Source organism: Streptomyces sp. NPDC017940, from assembly GCF_044328435.1.
In the GTDB taxonomy this organism is placed as follows: domain Bacteria; phylum Actinomycetota; class Actinomycetes; order Streptomycetales; family Streptomycetaceae; genus Streptomyces.
On record NZ_JBIRHJ010000006.1, the window covers coordinates 499,863 to 516,027 of the forward strand.

Consider the following 16,165-nt stretch of genomic DNA (forward strand, 5'->3'; position numbering starts at 1 on the left):
CCAGCGCACCATGTGTCGCGGCCGCCCCTGTCGTCACGCGAAAGGCATGTGCATGCTCTCCGGTCAAGGCCGTCACCGCCGCCCCCGCCAAGCCCCGGCGATCGTCGTCGCGGCCGGCGTCACCGGATCCGCCATCGCGATCCCGCTGCTCGGCGCCACGGGCGCGAACGCCGCGGAGGCCGCGACGTGGGACAAGGTCGCGGAGTGCGAGAGCGGCAGCGCCTGGAGCGCCAAGGGCGACGGGTACTACGGCGGATTGCAGATGACGCAGGAGACCTGGGAGAACTACGGCGGCCTCGCCTACGCGCCGAGCGCCGACGAGGCGAGCCGCTCCCAGCAGATAGCCGTCGCCGACGAGGTCCTGGCCGACCAGGGCCCCGCCGCCTGGCCGAACTGCGGCCCGGCCGCGGGCCTCAGCAAGGACGATGCGGCCGCCGACGTCGACCCGGGCCTGCCGGTGGCGCCGGGCAGGTCCGCCGACTCCTCCCGCGGGGACGAGGAGGACCGGGGCGCGAAGGACTCCTCCGGCTCCACACGCTCCGACGACTCCACCGGTCCGGGAGACAGGGATCACGCCGACGGCAGGAGCGGCGATGACGCCCGGGACGGGAGAACCGGCAAGCACCGCAAGGGCGGCGGTGACACGACCGGCGAAGCCGGCACGTCGGGGCCGAGCGGTGCGAGGGAGAAGGACGAAGAGGGCGGGAAGGGCGACGAGGGCGGACGGGAGACCGGCCGGGACGGCAAGTCCGCGGGCCGCGACACCACTTCGCCGGGCTCCGGCGGCGACTCCGGCGCCGAGAGCGCCCCTTCGGGCTCCGAAGGCTCCGAGGAGCCCTCCGAGCCCTCTGATTCCCCTGAGTCCTCCGAGTCCGCCGAGGGCACCTCGGGACGCCACCGCGGTTCGAGCGCGGACGAGGCCGCGGACGGCGAGTCCGGCGCGGGCTCCGCGGGGCGGCACGCCTCCCGTGGGGCAGAACGCGGTTCACCCGGCCCCGCCGACACCTACACGGTCCGCTCCGGCGACAACCTCTCGCGCATCGCGGACCGGCACGACCTTGACGGCGGCTGGTCCTCCCTCTACGCGGAGAACAAGAAGACCGTCGGCGCCGACCCGGACCTCATCCTCCCCGGTCAGCAGCTTGACCTGAAGGAGAAGCAGGCCGCGGAGGCGGACCGGAAGTAGCCGCGACACGCCCGGAACTGACGGGCAGTTCGCGATGAATGTCCGGTTTAAAGGTGGTGAGGCGCAAGTGAGAGATGGGTCTCAGAAGCCCTGATCGTCTTTGAAATTCCGCGGTTTGCCCGTCTACGGTCGTGATCGCTCGCCACAGCGGGCCCCGCCGGTCGGTACGCCGAATCCTGCCAACGGCCGGACGGGAACAGTCGTCGCTTCGTGCGCCGAAGGCAGGAGCGGGGGACCCAAGGTAAGCGCCGGGCCCGTCCGCACCGCAGCGAGCAGCAAGCGCCGCGGGACGGACAGGAACGGCTAGGGGTGAAGTCGCACGCACGTGGTGCGACCGGGCACTCACCCGCCCGAACCCGACAGCTCACCTCGCAGGCGTCGGTGAGGGGATCCATCCATGCTGTTTTCCAGCAAGGGCAAGCACCGCCGTCCGTCCAAGGCCACTCGCGCCGCCACCGTCGTCGGTGTCACCGGCGCCGCTGTCGCCGCCCCGCTGATGGCCACGGGCACCGCGAGCGCCGCCACGGCCGACCAGTGGGACCGCGTCGCGCAGTGCGAGGCCGGCGGCAACTGGTCCATCAACACCGGCAACGGCTATTACGGCGGCTTGCAGTTCTCGGCCTCCACCTGGGCCGCGTACGGCGGCACGCAGTACGCCTCCACGGCCGACAAGGCCTCCAAGTCCCAGCAGATCGCGATCGGCGAGAAGGTCCTCGCGGGCCAGGGCAAGGGTGCCTGGCCGAGCTGCGGCGTGGGCCTGACCGGCGCCTCGTACAACGGCGGCGGTGGCGGCAACGGCGGCGGTGGCGAGCAGTCGCAGCCGCAGCACCAGACCCAGCAGGCCAAGCCGCAGCAGCAGGTCAAGCCCCAGCAGCAGCCGCGTCAGCAGGCGCAGCCCCAGCAGCAGGCGCAGCCGAAGCCGCAGAGCGCCCCGCAGGCCGCCCCGCGGACCGAGTCGAAGAAGACCGTCGAGACCCCGACCGGCAAGGTCGTGAAGAAGGGCGACGGCGAGTACAAGGTCAAGAAGGGCGACACGCTCTCCAAGATCGCCGACGCGCGCGAGGTCAAGGGCGGCTGGCAGAAGGTCTACAAGCTGAACGGCGACATCATCGACGACGCCGACTTCATCTACCCCGGCCAGCAGCTGCACCTCAGCTGACCCGGGCTCCCCGGCCCTGTCGGGCCAGGGCGCCTCGCTCCGGTCCCACGGAGCGCTTCCGTCCCCACGGTCTCCCTCGCCCCGGTGCGCGTATCCCCCGTACGCACCGGGGCGAGGTGCTGCGCGGGCACCGCCGGGGGCCGCACGGCCGGTCCTGACGGAAGCCCCCGGCTGGTCCTCGCGGAGCCCTGGGCCGGCCCACCCGGAGCCCCGAGCTACGCCTTAGGCGAAGCTACTGGCCAGTAGGGGCCTGGCTTCCGCCCTGATTACCTGGGAAATGGGCCGTCGGCCGTCCCACGGGCCGGGCGGTCGGCTGGCCGAAGCCCCCAGGCCCGTTAGGCTCAGGAGACGCAGGGCCGATGAAGACCATGCAAGCCATGCGCAAGCCCGCGCCCACAGTGGTGCACGCCGCGCGCCCCCAGCGTCACATCCCAGAAGGAGATGCTCGTGCCGTCCATCGACGTCGTCGTAGCCCGGGAAATCCTGGACTCCCGAGGCAACCCCACGGTCGAGGTCGAGGTCGGCCTCGACGACGGGTCCACCGGCCGCGCCGCGGTTCCGTCCGGCGCCTCCACCGGCGCCTTCGAGGCCATCGAACTGCGTGACGGAGACGCCAACCGCTACGGCGGCAAGGGCGTCGAGAAGGCCGTTCTCGCCGTCATCGAGCAGATCGGCCCGGAGCTCGTCGGCTACGACGCCACCGAGCAGCGCCTGATCGACCAGGCGATGTTCGACCTCGACGCCACCGACAACAAGGGCTCGCTCGGCGCGAACGCCATCCTCGGCGTCTCCCTCGCCGTCGCGCACGCCGCGTCCGAGGCCTCCGACCTCCCCCTCTTCCGCTACCTGGGCGGCCCGAACGCGCACCTGCTGCCCGTTCCGATGATGAACATCCTGAACGGCGGGTCCCACGCGGACTCCAACGTCGACATCCAGGAGTTCATGATCGCCCCGATCGGCGCGGAGTCCTTCTCCGAGGCGCTGCGCTGGGGCGCCGAGGTCTACCACACGCTGAAGAAGGTCCTGAAGACCAAGGGCCTGTCCACCGGCCTCGGCGACGAGGGCGGCTTCGCGCCGAACCTGGAGTCCAACCGCGCCGCCCTCGACCTCATCGTCGAGGCCATCAAGCAGGCCGGTTACGTCCCCGGCGAGCAGATCGCGCTCGCGCTCGACGTCGCCGCGTCGGAGTTCTACAAGGACGGCGTCTACGAGTTCGAGGGCAAGTCCCGCTCGGCCGCCGAGATGACCGACTACTACGCCGAGCTGGTCTCCGCGTACCCGCTGGTCTCCATCGAGGACCCGCTGTACGAGGACGACTGGGACGGCTGGCAGATCATCACCGAGAAGCTGGGCGAGCAGGTCCAGATCGTCGGCGACGACCTGTTCGTCACCAACCCGGAGCGCCTCCAGCGCGGCATCGACGACAGCGCCGCCAACGCCCTCCTGGTGAAGGTCAACCAGATCGGTTCGCTGACCGAGACCCTGGACGCCGTCGAGCTGGCCCAGCGCAACGGCTTCAAGTGCATGATGTCCCACCGCTCCGGCGAGACCGAGGACGTCACCATCGCCGACCTCGCCGTCGCCGTGAACTGCGGCCAGATCAAGACCGGTGCCCCGGCCCGCTCGGACCGTGTCGCCAAGTACAACCAGCTGCTCCGCATCGAGGAGATCCTCGACGACGCCGCGGTGTACGCGGGCCGCAGCGCCTTCCCCCGCTTCAAGGGTTAAGGCGCCAAGCCCTAGCCAGTCGTACGTACGTCCCCGTACCCGGTCCCGTACCGTGTGCGGGGACGTACGCGCGTACTGGGGAGGCGAGACAACATGGCCGGGAAAGTCCGGGACAAGGACCGGTTCTCCACGGCGACCCGGCTGCGGGTGTTCGGCGAGCAGACGGCCGAGCGCGTCTACCGCTCGCAGACCAGGCGCCAGGCGCGCCGCTCCCGGCTGACCGGCAGGGCCGCGCTGCTCGTCCTCGTCGTCTGCACGCTGGTGGTGGCGCTCGCGTACCCGATGCGGCAGTACGTGTCGCAGCGCGCCGAGATCGCCGAGCAGCGGCAGAAGCAGGCCGAGCACCGGGACAACGTCGAGCGCCTTCGCGACGAGAAGGCCCGCTGGCAGGACGACGCGTACGCCGAGCAGCGCATCCGGGACCGGCTGCACTACGTACGGCCGGGCGAGACCGGGTTCACCGTCATCGACCCCGCGGCCGACGACGGCCACCGCGGCGACGACGGCGCGGCCGACCGCCCCTGGTACGCCAACGTCCTGGAGGGCGTCGACAAGGCCGACCGGGCCGAGTGAACCGCGGCGGGCCGAAGCAGCACCACCGAAGGAACCGCACCGGCGGCGCCGATCGAACGGCCCACGATCGAACCGCACCGATCGAACCGCCCCGATCGGAACCGCACCGAACGAACCGCACCGAACGAACCGAAAGACAGGCATGGAAACGCCCCCGCCCCAGACCGAGTCCACCGTGCCCACGGACGCCGACATCGCCGCGTTCCAGGAGCAGCTCGGGCGCCCGCCGCGCGGCCTGCGCGCCATCGCGCACCGCTGCCCCTGCGGCAACCCGGACGTGGTGGAGACGGCGCCGCGGCTGCCCGACGGCACGCCGTTCCCGACGACGTACTACCTGAGCTGCCCGCGGGCCGCGTCCGCGATCGGCACGCTGGAAGCCAACGGCGTCATGAAGGAGATGACGGAGCGGCTGGCGGCGGACCCCGAACTCGCCGCCGCCTACCGGGCCGCGCACGAGGACTACCTCGCGCGCCGCGACGCCATCGAGGTCCTGGAGAACTTCCCCTCGGCCGGGGGCATGCCCGACCGCGTGAAGTGCCTGCACGTCCTTGTCGCCCACTCGCTGGCCGCGGGCCCCGGCGTGAACCCCCTCGGCGACGAGGCCATCGCCATGCTCCCGCAGTGGTGGCGCAAGGGCCCGTGCGTGAGCACCGCCCCGTGCGCCGGGGACCAGTAAGCCGACGCCCGCCCTCGGTGCCGAACACCGTGACGACAAGGAGAACGATGACCCGCGTGGCCGCCATCGACTGTGGCACCAACTCGATCCGCCTGCTGGTGGCGGACGCCGACCCGGCGACCGGTGAACTCGTCGACCTCGACCGCCGGATGCAGATCGTCCGCCTGGGCCAGGGCGTCGACAAGACGGGCCGCCTCGCCCCCGAGGCCCTGGAGCGCACCTTCGCGGCCTGCCGCGACTACGCGGCCGTCATCAAGGAGCACGGCGCGGAACGCCTCCGCTTCGTCGCGACCTCCGCCTCCCGCGACGCCGAGAACCGCGACGAGTTCGTACGCGGGGTCCTCGACGTCCTCGGCGTCGAACCGGAGGTGATCAGCGGCGACCAGGAGGCCGAGTTCTCCTTCACGGGCGCGACGAGGGAACTCACGGGCCGCGCCGACCTGCCGCGCCCGTACCTGGTGGTGGACATCGGCGGCGGCTCCACGGAGTTCGTCGTCGGCGACGACCAGGTGCGCGCCGCCCGCTCCGTGGACATCGGCTGCGTCCGGATGACCGAGCGGCACCTCGTGCACGACGGCGTCGTCGCCGATCCGCCCACCGCGGCGCAGATCGCCGCCGTCCGCGCGGACGTGGAGGCGGCGCTCGACCTCGCGGAGCACACGGTCCCCCTGCGCGAGGCCCGCACGCTGGTGGGCCTCGCGGGCTCGGTCACCACGGTGGCCGGGATCGCACTCGGCCTCGACGCCTACGACTCGGCGGCGATCCACCACTCCCGCATCCCCTACGAGCGGGTGGCGGAGATCGTGGACCGCCTGGTGCACTCCACGCACGCGGAGCGCTCGGCGATCTCCGTGATGCACCCGGGCCGCGTCGACGTGATCGCGGCGGGCGCCCTGGTGCTCCTCGCGATCATGGAGCGGACGGGTGCCCGCGAGGTCGTCGTGAGCGAGCACGACATCCTCGACGGGATCGCCTGGTCCATCGCCTGAGGGACACACGGCTGAGCGTCGCGAAGGACGTTTGAGCGGCTGAAAGAGGGTCGGAAAGGCTCCTCGGGCGCACCCCGGCGGGAAAGTTCGTGAAGTTCTTCACAAGGAAATCGGCCCAGTTGGGCGCGGTTTTGCGGAGTTGGGGCCGCCCCGGAGCGATCAGGTCCGCGCGGGGGCGGTCCGCCGCGTGTTCATGGCGCGTTACCGGCGTGTGAACGGGGGGCTGGTCCACCGGGCGCAGGAGGCAGGAGCGGCAGCTCACGAGGGGTTGACAACGACTCGTGGGGCGCCGTGGTTCCCCCGGGCCGCCATGACCTCCGTCACGTGGGCGGCGAAGTGTAGCAGAGGCCTCGCCCAAGCTTGTGAAGGGGCGCACGAGCGACCCCCGCCGAGGGGGTGGATACTCGATGGCATGAGCACCACGGAGCGTCCCAGGATCCTCGTAGTAGGCGGTGGGTACGTAGGCCTGTACGCAGCTCGACGCATTCTGAAGAAGATGCGCTACGGGGAGGCGACCGTCACGGTCGTCGACCCGCGCTCGTACATGACGTACCAGCCCTTCCTCCCCGAAGCCGCGGCCGGCAGCATCTCGCCTCGGCACGTCGTCGTCCCGCTGCGACGCGTGCTGCCCAAGGCGGAAGTCCTCACCGGCCGGGTCACGACCATCGACCAGGACCGCAAGGTCGCCACGATCGCGCCGCTCGTCGGCGAGGCGTACGAGCTGCCGTTCGACTACCTGGTCATCGCGATGGGCGCGGTCTCCCGCACCTTCCCGATCCCCGGCCTCGCCGAGCAGGGCATCGGCATGAAGGGCATCGAGGAGGCCATCGGCCTGCGCAACCACGTCCTCGAGCAGCTCGACAAGGCCGACTCCACGACGGACGAGGACGTCCGCCGCAAGGCGCTCACCTTCGTCTTCGTCGGCGGTGGCTTCGCCGGTGCCGAGACCATCGGTGAGGTCGAGGACATGGCCCGCGACGCGGCCAAGTACTACAAGAGCGTGAAGCGCGAGGACATGCGCTTCGTCCTCGTCGACGTCGCCGACAAGATCCTCCCCGAGGTCGGTCCCAAGCTCGGCGCCTACGGCAAGGAGCACCTGGAGGGCCGTGGCGTCGAGGTCTACCTCAAGACCGGCATGGACTCCTGCGTGGACGGCCACGTGGTCCTGAACAACGGCCTCGAGGTCGACTCGAACACCATCGTGTGGACCGCGGGTGTCAAGCCGAACCCGGCCCTCGCGCGCTTCGGCCTGCCGCTCGGCCCCCGCGGCCACGTGGACACCCGGACGACGCTCCAGGTGCAGGGCACCGACTACATCTGGGCCGCGGGCGACAACGCCCAGGTGCCGGACGTCGTCGGCCGCAAGGCGGGCAACGAGAACGCCTGGTGCCCGCCCAACGCCCAGCACGCGCTGCGCCAGGCCAAGGTCCTCGGCGACAACGTGATCTCCGGCATGCGGGGCTTCCCGCAGAAGGAGTACAGCCACGCCAACAAGGGCGCGGTCGCGGGCCTCGGCCTGCACAAGGGCGTCGCGATGATCGTCATGGGCAAGATGAAGATCAAGCTCAAGGGCCGTCTCGCCTGGTACATGCACCGCGCGTACCACGGCATGGCGATGCCGACGTTCAACCGCAAGATCCGCGTCTTCGCGGACTGGACGCTCGGCATGTTCCTCAAGCGCGAGGTCGTCTCCCTCGGTGCGATGGAGACTCCGCGCGAGGAGTTCTACGAGGCCGCGAAGCCGGCCCCGAAGCCCGCCGCCGCGGCCGCTCCGGCCGAGAAGAAGGCCGAGGAGAAGGCCAAGGCCTCCTGACGGCCTGAGACCGGTCCCGTACTCCGGTACGGCTCGCAGTACGCCGAAAGGGCTCCCGCCATCCGTGGTGCGGGGGCCCTTCCGGCGTTTCCGGCGACCCCGCCGCCCTCTCGGTGGTCACTACAGGTACTTTGCCCGTTCATGACGGGCCGACGGGACTGCGCACGACCTCCGGCGGTGTTTACGTGGTGTCGGACGTTCCGTTCCGGGATGTGATCACGGAGGTGTGCGCCATGCAGGATGCCGCACTGCGGCTGAAGAACCTCGCCGAGCAGCTCACGGGAGCCGAGCTGCCCGTGCGGGTCCGCGCCTGGGACGGTTCGGAGACCGGCCCGCCCGGCGCGCCCACCGTCGTCGTACGCCACCGCCGTGCCCTGCGCCGGCTGCTGTGGAGGCCGGGGGAGCTGGGTCTCGCCCGGGCGTGGGTGGCGGGGGACATCGATGTCGACGGCGATCTGTACGCGGTGCTCGATCTGCTCGCCGAGTTCATCTGGGAGCGCGACGAGGACGCCAGGAGCCTCACCGACAGCCTGCGCGACCCGCGGGTCAGAGCCGCGGCCCTGCCCCTGCTGCGATTCGCCGCGCCCTTCGTGCCGCCGCCCGCGCCCCCCGAGGAGACGCGCAGGCAGAGCAGGCTGCACCGGCACACCAGGGGCAGCGACAAGAAGGCCGTCAGCCGGCACTACGACGTCGGCAACGACTTCTACGAACTGGTGCTCGGCCCGTCGATGGTCTACTCGTGCGCGTACTGGGAGTCCCCGGACGCGCCCCTGGAGGACGCCCAGCGCGACAAGCTCGAACTCGTCGCCCGCAAGCTGGGCCTGCGCCCCGGCATGCGCCTGCTCGACGTCGGCTGTGGCTGGGGTTCCATGGCCGTGCACGCCGCCCGCGAGCACGGTGTGGGCGTCGTCGGCGTCACGCTCTCCCAGGAGCAGGCCGCGTACGCCAGGAAGCGCGTCGCCCAGGAAGGGCTCACCGACCGCGTCGAGATCCGCGTACAGGACTACCGCGACGTGCGCGACGGCCCCTACGACGCGATCTCCTCCATCGGCATGGCCGAGCACGTGGGCTCCGAGCGGTACCTGGAGTACGCGGGTGACCTGTACGCCCTCCTGAAGCCCGGCGGGCGCCTGTTGAACCACCAGATCGCGCGCCGCCCGCAGGCCGACGAGTCCGCGTACACGGTCGACGAGTTCATCGACGCCTACGTCTTCCCCGACGGCGAACTCGCCCCCCTCGGCACCACCGTCGCCCTCCTGGAGCGAGCGGGCTTCGAGGTCCATGACGTGGAGTCGATCCGCGAGCACTACGCCCACACCCTGCGCCACTGGGTCGCCAACCTGGAGGCCCACTGGCCCGAGGGCGTCCGCCTGGCCGGCCCCGCCCGCGCCCGCATCTGGCGCCTCTACATGGCCGCCTCCGCCTTGGCCTTCGAACACAACCGCATAGGCGTCAACCAGGTCCTGGCGATCCGCACCCCGGAGCACGGCAGGTCGGGCCTGCCGCTGAGACCCAGGGAGTGGCACGTCAGCCCGTCCGGCGTTTGAGGACGAGCCGCGAAGCGGCGACAGGGGGGCAAGGGGCGCAGCCCCATATGAAGGGGGCCCCGGGGGCGACCAGTACCCCGGGACCCCCGCTCAGCCCAGCGCAAGCGTCACTCGGACTTGATGGCCTGCAAGGGATTGAGCCGAGCCGCGCTCCGCGCGGGCCAGACGGCGGCCAGCACCCCGACCACCGCCGCGATGGCGAGGAAGATCACGATCCGGCCCACCGGCACCTGCATGGTGTACGTCTGCACGGTGCCGGAGATGGCGTCACCGGCGATCCACCCGAGGAAGAGGCCGAGCCCGACGCCGAGCACCGCGCCGAACAGCGAGATGACGACCGACTCGAGACGCACCATCTGCTTGATCTTCGCGCGGTCCAGACCGATCGCGCGGAGCATCCCGATCTCGTGCTTCCGCTCGAAGACGGACATCGCCAGGGTGTTGATGACACCGAGGACGGCGACGAGGATCGCCATGGCGAGCAGGCCGTACAGCATGTTGAGGAGCATGTTGATGGCGCCGCCGACCTCGTTGCTGATGTCGTCCTTGTCCTGGATCTTGATGGCGGGGTTGTCGCCGAGCGCCTTCACGACGGCGTCCTCGGCCTTCTCGGAGGTGCCGCCCTTCATCTTCAGGAGGACCTGCTGGTCGGCGACCTTCGACATGTGCGGAGTGACGTTGGAGGTCGGCGTGAACAGACCGTTGATCATCTCGTTCTGCTGGTAGACGCCGACGACCTTCAGCCGCACGGTCTTGTCGTCCTCGTCGAACCTCACCGGGACGGTGTCGCCCGCATCGAGGCCCTTCTTGTCGGCGAGTTCCTTGTCGATCAGGGTCGTCCTGCCCTGGAGTCCGGCCATGGAGCCGCTGGTGAAGTCGAGGTGGACGAGCTCGTCGAAGGACTTCGGGTCGACGCCGGTGATCTGGGTGGAGCGGCCGTCGGCCTCGCCGTACTCGGTGCGCAGCGCGGAGCTGGCCTCCACCTCGGGCAGCTTCGCCAGCGTGTCGTGGACCTCGGGGGTCAGGGGCTGGAAGTTCGCCATGGACAGGGCGTAGTCGGCCTTCAGGGAGTCGGTCGCCATCTTGTTGATGGCGTTGCCCATGGAGACGGCGACGACGGTCATGGCGGTGATGAGGGTCAGACCGATCATCAGGGCCGACGCGGTGGAGGCGGTGCGGCGCGGGTTGCGGACCGAGTTCAGACGGGCCAGCTTGCCGGTGACGCCGAACGGCTTCAGGAGCGGTCCCGCGGCGGCGATGAAGGGGCGGGAGAGCAGCGGCGTCAGGACGATGACGCCGACGAGGATCACCGCGGCGCCCCCGGACTTCACGTAGTTGTCCTTCATGAACATCATGACCACGCCGAGGGCCACGACCAGCGAGCCGATGGTGTTGCGGACGACCAGGCCGCGCGTCGTGGGCGTGGCGTGCACGCTGTTCATCGCGGCGACCGGCGGGATCTTCGCGGCCCTGCGCCCCGGCAGCCAGGCGGCGAGCATGGTCACGACCACGCCGATGAGCAGTGCCGTGACGATCGTCGTCGGGCCGATGACGAGGGGCCCGTCGGGCAGCGAGGCGCCGCCCGCGTTCATCAGGGACTCCAGGCCGACGGCCACGCCGATGCCGAGCGCGAAGCCCGCGACGGCGGCGACGAGGCCGACGAGGAACGCCTCGATGAGCACGGAGCGGGTGACCTGGCGGCGGGAGGCGCCGACGGCGCGCATCAGGGCGAGTTCCTTGGTGCGCTGGGCGACCAGCATCGTGAAGGTGTTGGCGATGATGAAGATGCCGACGAACAGGGCGATGCCGGCGAAGATCAGCAGCACCTGGCTCATCGAGCTGGTGTTCTGCTCGATCATGCGGTCCTGCTCGTCCTTGAGCTCGGTACCGGTCTCCGCCTCGGCGTCCTTGGGCAGGATCTTCTCGACGGACGCCTTCAGGGCGTTCTCCGAGGTGCCCGCCGCGGCCTTCACGTCGATCTCGTCGTACGCCATGTTCTTCTTGCCGAGGGCCTTGCGCGCCGTGTCGTTGTCGAACACGACCAGGCTGCCGCCCGCGATCACGCTGCCGTCGTCGGTGTCGAAGACGCCGCTGACCTTGGCGGTGCGCACCGGTCCGTCGGTGGAGTAGCGGACCGTGTCGCCCACCTCGTAGCCCGTGCGGTCGGCGGTGCGGCTGTCCAGGGCGATGTCGCGGGCCGACGTGGGGGCGGTGCCGTCGGTGAAGTCGTAGCGCGGGTCCTTGCCGTTCTTGCCCGGGAAGAAGTTGGCGCCGGTGGTGCCCCACTCGCCGCCGACCAGCTTGCCGTCCTTGTCGGCGAGCGCGGTGAAGCCGGAGACGCTGCCGAGCGCGGACTCGGCGCCGGGCAGCTTCTTCGCCTTGGCGAGCAGCCGGTCCGTCAGCGGCGGCCGCTTGCCCTCGCCGTCGTCGGAGCCGCCGTCCGGCTTGATGGCGACCGAGACGTGGTCGAAGCTCTTGGCCGACTTGTTCTTGTAGGCGGAGCCGAAGGTGTCGGTGAAGACCAGGGTGCCGGAGACGAACGCGACGCCGAGCATGACGGCGAGCACGGTCATCAACAGCCTGGCCTTGTGCGCAAGCACGTTGCGCAGGGCGGTACGGAACATGGGTGTCAGTCCAGGGTGAGGTCAGCACCCCCGAAGGGGCGCGGGGAACGGCGTCGGCGCACCGAAGGGGCGCGGGGAACGGCGCGACCGGCCACAACCAACCGCCACGTCCAAGAACAGCCCGGATGCCCCGAAGGGGCGCAAAGGGCGGCCGCGAGGCCGAAGCGGCGCGGGAGCCGCGGGGAAGCGGGAGCCGCAGGGAAGCAGGAGCCGCAGGGGGAAGGGGCCGCAGAGGGAGCAGGGGCCGCGGGGGAAGGGGCCGCAGAGGGAGCAGGGGCTGCCGCCCGCCACGGGCCGACCGGCGCTAGCTGGTCCGGCCCTTCGCGTCGAAGTCCTTCATCCGGTCGAGGACCCCCTCAGCCGTCGGCTGGTGCATCTCGTCCACGATCCGCCCGTCGGCGAGGAAGATCACGCGGTCGGCGTACGAGGCGGCCACCGGGTCGTGGGTGACCATCACGACGGTCTGGCCCAGCTCCCGCACCGAGTTGCGCAGGAAGCCGAGGACCTCGGCGCCCGAGCGCGAGTCCAGGTTCCCGGTCGGTTCGTCACCGAAGATGATCTCCGGCCGGGATGCGAGGGCACGGGCCACGGCGACGCGCTGCTGCTGGCCGCCGGACAGCTCGGTGGGCCGGTGCGAGAGGCGGCCCGCGAGGCCCACCATGGAGATGACCTGCTCCAGCCACTGCTTGTCGGGCTTGCGGCCCGCGATGTCCATGGGGAGCGTGATGTTCTCCAGGGCGGTCAGCGTGGGCAGCAGGTTGAACGCCTGGAAGATGAAGCCGATCTTGTCCCGGCGGAGCTTGGTGAGCTGCTTGTCCTTGAGGCTGGACAGCTCGGTCTCGCCGATGCGCACGGAGCCGCCGCTGAAGCTGTCCAGGCCCGCCACGCAGTGCATCAGCGTGGACTTGCCGGACCCCGAGGGGCCCATGATCGCGGTGAACTCGCCCTGCCCGAAGTCGACGGAGACCTGGTCGAGCGCGACGACCTGCGTCTCGCCCTGACCGTAGACCTTGGACAGATCCGTGGCACGCGCGGCCACGGTGGTGGCCCGGGCGGCGAAGGAAGTGGTGGTGGTCACGGGACGGTGCTCCTGTCGGGACGACGAGTGGGGGACGTACTCCATCGTCGCCGGGGAAGAGCCCCGTGGAGTCAGCCGCTGTTCCGGTTCCTGGGGGCGACTCGGGTCGGACTCGGTGGGTCCATGTCATACCTGGGGATGAGGCGCCGCCCTGCGCGAAGTAGGGGGTGGGCCCCGGACCCGGGACCCGACCCGATTCGCCCCCCACGCGCGGACGTCTCGCCCGGGACGGCTAAATCCCGTCAATTCCCTCACCTGCGAGGGGCCCGGTCGGTATGGCCCATGGCATGTACCACCGGCGCGTACCAGGTGCTGATGCTCCCTCAGACGTCAATAAAATAAGACAACGTCGGGCTGTTCTGCCGCTGTTCGGGGGATGCCTCCCGATAGGGTCGAAGCCTTGATGCGGAGCCCACGGCCTGCCCGGATGGTGGAATGCAGACACGGCGAGCTTAAACCTCGCTGCCCCTAGCGGGCGTACCGGTTCAAGTCCGGTTCCGGGCACCTCCGCCGCCCTGTTCTCCCATGGTTTCCCCCGACGGGCCGTTCATCGACCATTCAACCCGTGGTGGCTCAACTCCCCTCGGGAGCAGCGCTCTTGATGATCGCGAAGGGTGCGCCCCAGGGGTCGGACAGCATGGCGAACCGGCCGATGCCCTCGGCGTCGGAGGGCGGGATGAGGGCCGTGCCCCCGGCCTCCACGACCTTCACGTACACCGCGTCGCAGTCGGCCACCTCGAAGTAGGGATGCCACTCCGGCCGCGAGCCCTCCGCCAGATTCTCCTCGGGCAGCGCGAGGAGACCGCCGTGGCTGTGCTCCTCGCCGCCGCCCGCCGGGGTCAGCACGGTGTACGTCAGCTCGGGGCTCATCGGGACGTCCGTGCACTGCCAGGAGAACACCGCGCGGTAGAACGCCTTCGCCGCGTCGGCGTCCGTGGTGTACAGCTCGGTCCAGGTCAGTGAGATGGGTGCGTTCACCAGTTGTACGCCCCTGATGTCGGCGGGCTGCCAGACGGCGAAGTCCGCGCCCGCCGGGTCGGTGAACTGCGCCATGCGCCCGAAGCCGAACACATCGCCCGGCGGCACCCGGACGCTGCCGCCCGCCTGCTCGACGGCCTTGGCGGTGGCGTCCGCGTCCGGCGTGTGGAAGTACAGCGTCCAGGCGGCGGACGCGCCCTCCTCGGTCAGCGAACCGATCCCGGCCACGGCCTTGTCGTCCTGGAGGAAGAATCCGTACCCGCCGTCGGGTCCCGCCGGCTGGTGGTGCCAGCCGAAGGCGGCGGTGTAGAAGGACACCGCCGCGTCGGTGTCCGGAGCACCCAGGTCCAGCCAGTTCGGAACGCCCGGGACGAAGTCGGTGGAAAGCATGGTCTGCCCTGCCCTTCGGGGGTTGGCGGCCGGGGCCGCCGCGCCGGGGCGGGGGCGGGCCGAGGTCCGTGCCGGGCCCGGGCTCGGCGCCAGGACCCTGGTGTTCGTACGGCTTTCTCAGCATGGCAGCAGCCACTGACAACCGCGTCCGCGCGCGGGCGCCCCGTTGACACCCGCCCGGAGCGGCTCGACACTCCCGTGAATGCGGACGACTGTCGCGATCGTCGGAGCCGGGCCCGCGGGCCTGCTGCTCGCCCGTCTCCTGGACGCGGAGGGCATCGAGTCCGTCGTCCTGGAGAGCCGCGACCGCGCCCACGTGGAGCGGCGCCAGCGCGCCGGGATCCTGGAGCAGGGGACGGCCGACGCCCTGCGCGCGGCCGGCGCGGGGGCCCGCATGGACCGCGAGGGCCTGCGGCACACCGGCATCGAGCTGCGCTTCGACCGGCGCAGGCACCGCGTCGACCTCTCCGCGCTCACCGGCGGCCGGTCGGTGTACGTCCACGCCCAGACCGAGGTGTGCAAGGACCTGATCGCCCTGCGGCTGCGCACCGGCGGCCCGCTGCTCTTCGGCGCCCGCGCCCTGGCCGTCGAGGACGCCGACACCGACCGGCCCCGGGTGCGCTACCGCCACGGGGGCCGCGACGAGGTCCTGGAGTGTTCCTACGTCGCCGGGTGCGACGGCTACTGGGGGGTCTCGCGCGCCGCGGTACCGCCCGCGCTCACCCGGACCTACGAGCGCTCCTGGCCCTACGCCTGGCTGGGGATACTCGCCGATGTGCCGCCCTCGCACCACGAGCTGGTGTACGCCCGCCACGACCGCGGCTTCGCCCTGCTGAGCATGCGCCCGGCGGGCGGCGGGACCGGCGGCGCACCCGTCTCCCGCCTCTACCTCCAGGTGCCCCCGGGCACCGACGCCGCCTCCTGGGGCGACGCGGACATCTGGGACGAGCTGGAGAGGCGGGTGGAGACCGACGGCGGCCGGCGGCTCGCGCGCGGGGCGATCACGGCCAAGGCCGTCACCCCGATGCGCTCCTACGTCCACGAGCCGATGCGGCACGGCCGGCTCTTCCTCGCCGGGGACGCCGCCCACATCGTGCCGCCCACCGGCGCCAAGGGCCTCAACCTCGCCGTCGGCGACGTCGTCACCCTCGCCCGTGCCCTCGTCGCGCACCGCGACACGGGCGACCCGGCGGGCATCGACGCCTACTCGGCGGACTGCCTGCGCCGCGTCTGGCAGGCCGAGCACTTCTCGTACACGATGACGGACCTGCTGCACCGCCACCCCGACGCGAGCCCCTTCGACGACCGGCTGCGCCGTGCCCGCCTCGACCGGATCACCGGCTGCCGGGCGGCCGCGACCGACTTCGCGGAGGGCTACACCGGGATCCCGTTCCCCCGCGACGCCTGAGCCGGGAAGGAACACA

12 protein-coding genes, 1 tRNA gene and 1 riboswitch are annotated in these 16,165 nt (G+C 71.1%); of the genes, 10 read left to right on the forward strand and 3 right to left on the reverse strand.

Features of this window, described 5'->3' with window-relative positions; genetic code table 11:
- The first annotated feature begins 52 nt into the window (after nucleotides 1–52).
- From ACH4DX_RS23195 to ACH4DX_RS23230, 8 genes are all read left to right on the forward strand, one after another.
- Nucleotides 53–1,186 carry a transglycosylase family protein gene (locus ACH4DX_RS23195; protein WP_398156506.1) on the forward strand — a complete coding sequence of 378 codons (1,134 nt, stop codon included), beginning with the start codon at nucleotides 53–55 and terminating at the stop codon, nucleotides 1,184–1,186.
- A 203-nt stretch (nucleotides 1,187–1,389) separates the two neighbouring features.
- Nucleotides 1,390–1,579: riboswitch (cyclic di-AMP (ydaO/yuaA leader) on the forward strand.
- Nucleotides 1,580–1,583: 4 nt separating this feature from the next.
- Nucleotides 1,584–2,345 carry a transglycosylase family protein gene (locus ACH4DX_RS23200; RefSeq protein ID WP_398156507.1) on the forward strand — a complete coding sequence of 254 codons (762 nt, stop codon included), beginning with the start codon at nucleotides 1,584–1,586 and terminating at the stop codon, nucleotides 2,343–2,345.
- A gap of 441 nt (nucleotides 2,346–2,786) precedes the next feature.
- Nucleotides 2,787–4,073 (forward strand): phosphopyruvate hydratase, encoded by a 1,287-nt coding sequence (gene eno / locus ACH4DX_RS23205; RefSeq protein ID WP_398122812.1) that lies wholly within the window; start codon nucleotides 2,787–2,789, stop codon nucleotides 4,071–4,073.
- Nucleotides 4,074–4,166: 93 nt separating this feature from the next.
- Complete coding sequence (locus ACH4DX_RS23210; RefSeq protein ID WP_398122813.1) at nucleotides 4,167–4,646, forward strand: septum formation initiator family protein; 480 nt, start codon at nucleotides 4,167–4,169, stop codon at nucleotides 4,644–4,646.
- Nucleotides 4,647–4,788: 142 nt separating this feature from the next.
- Nucleotides 4,789–5,322, forward strand: a complete 534-nt coding sequence (locus ACH4DX_RS23215) for a DUF501 domain-containing protein (protein ID WP_398156508.1) — start codon at nucleotides 4,789–4,791, stop codon at nucleotides 5,320–5,322.
- Nucleotides 5,323–5,369: 47 nt separating this feature from the next.
- On the forward strand, nucleotides 5,370–6,311 hold the full coding sequence (locus tag ACH4DX_RS23220; protein WP_398156509.1) for an exopolyphosphatase: 942 nt from the start codon (nucleotides 5,370–5,372) through the stop codon (nucleotides 6,309–6,311).
- Nucleotides 6,312–6,723: 412 nt separating this feature from the next.
- On the forward strand, nucleotides 6,724–8,124 hold the full coding sequence (locus tag ACH4DX_RS23225) for an NAD(P)/FAD-dependent oxidoreductase (protein ID WP_398122816.1): 1,401 nt from the start codon (nucleotides 6,724–6,726) through the stop codon (nucleotides 8,122–8,124).
- Nucleotides 8,125–8,357: 233 nt separating this feature from the next.
- Complete coding sequence (locus ACH4DX_RS23230; RefSeq protein WP_398156510.1) at nucleotides 8,358–9,671, forward strand: class I SAM-dependent methyltransferase; 1,314 nt, start codon at nucleotides 8,358–8,360, stop codon at nucleotides 9,669–9,671.
- Nucleotides 9,672–9,778: 107 nt separating this feature from the next.
- On the opposite strand, the gene ACH4DX_RS23235 is transcribed toward ACH4DX_RS23230, so the two are convergent.
- Nucleotides 9,779–12,295: an ABC transporter permease gene (locus ACH4DX_RS23235; RefSeq protein WP_398156511.1), complete on the reverse strand. Its 2,517-nt coding sequence runs from the start codon at nucleotides 12,293–12,295 to the stop codon at nucleotides 9,779–9,781.
- Nucleotides 12,296–12,599: 304 nt separating this feature from the next.
- Nucleotides 12,600–13,373, reverse strand: coding sequence for an ABC transporter ATP-binding protein (locus ACH4DX_RS23240; protein WP_398122819.1), 774 nt, complete (start codon nucleotides 13,371–13,373; stop codon nucleotides 12,600–12,602).
- Nucleotides 13,374–13,794: 421 nt separating this feature from the next.
- Between ACH4DX_RS23240 and ACH4DX_RS23245 the strand changes: the two genes are divergently transcribed.
- Nucleotides 13,795–13,877, forward strand: a tRNA-Leu gene (locus ACH4DX_RS23245).
- A 69-nt stretch (nucleotides 13,878–13,946) separates the two neighbouring features.
- Here the strand turns inward: ACH4DX_RS23245 and ACH4DX_RS23250 are convergent.
- On the reverse strand, nucleotides 13,947–14,741 hold the full coding sequence (locus ACH4DX_RS23250; RefSeq protein WP_398156512.1) for a VOC family protein: 795 nt from the start codon (nucleotides 14,739–14,741) through the stop codon (nucleotides 13,947–13,949).
- Between the two features lie 202 nt (nucleotides 14,742–14,943).
- Here ACH4DX_RS23250 and ACH4DX_RS23255 point away from each other — a divergent pair, with 202 nt between their 5' ends.
- Entirely contained in the window at nucleotides 14,944–16,149 is a 1,206-nt protein-coding gene (locus ACH4DX_RS23255; RefSeq protein ID WP_398156513.1) for a 4-hydroxybenzoate 3-monooxygenase, read from the forward strand.
- Nucleotides 16,150–16,165 lie beyond the last annotated feature (16 nt).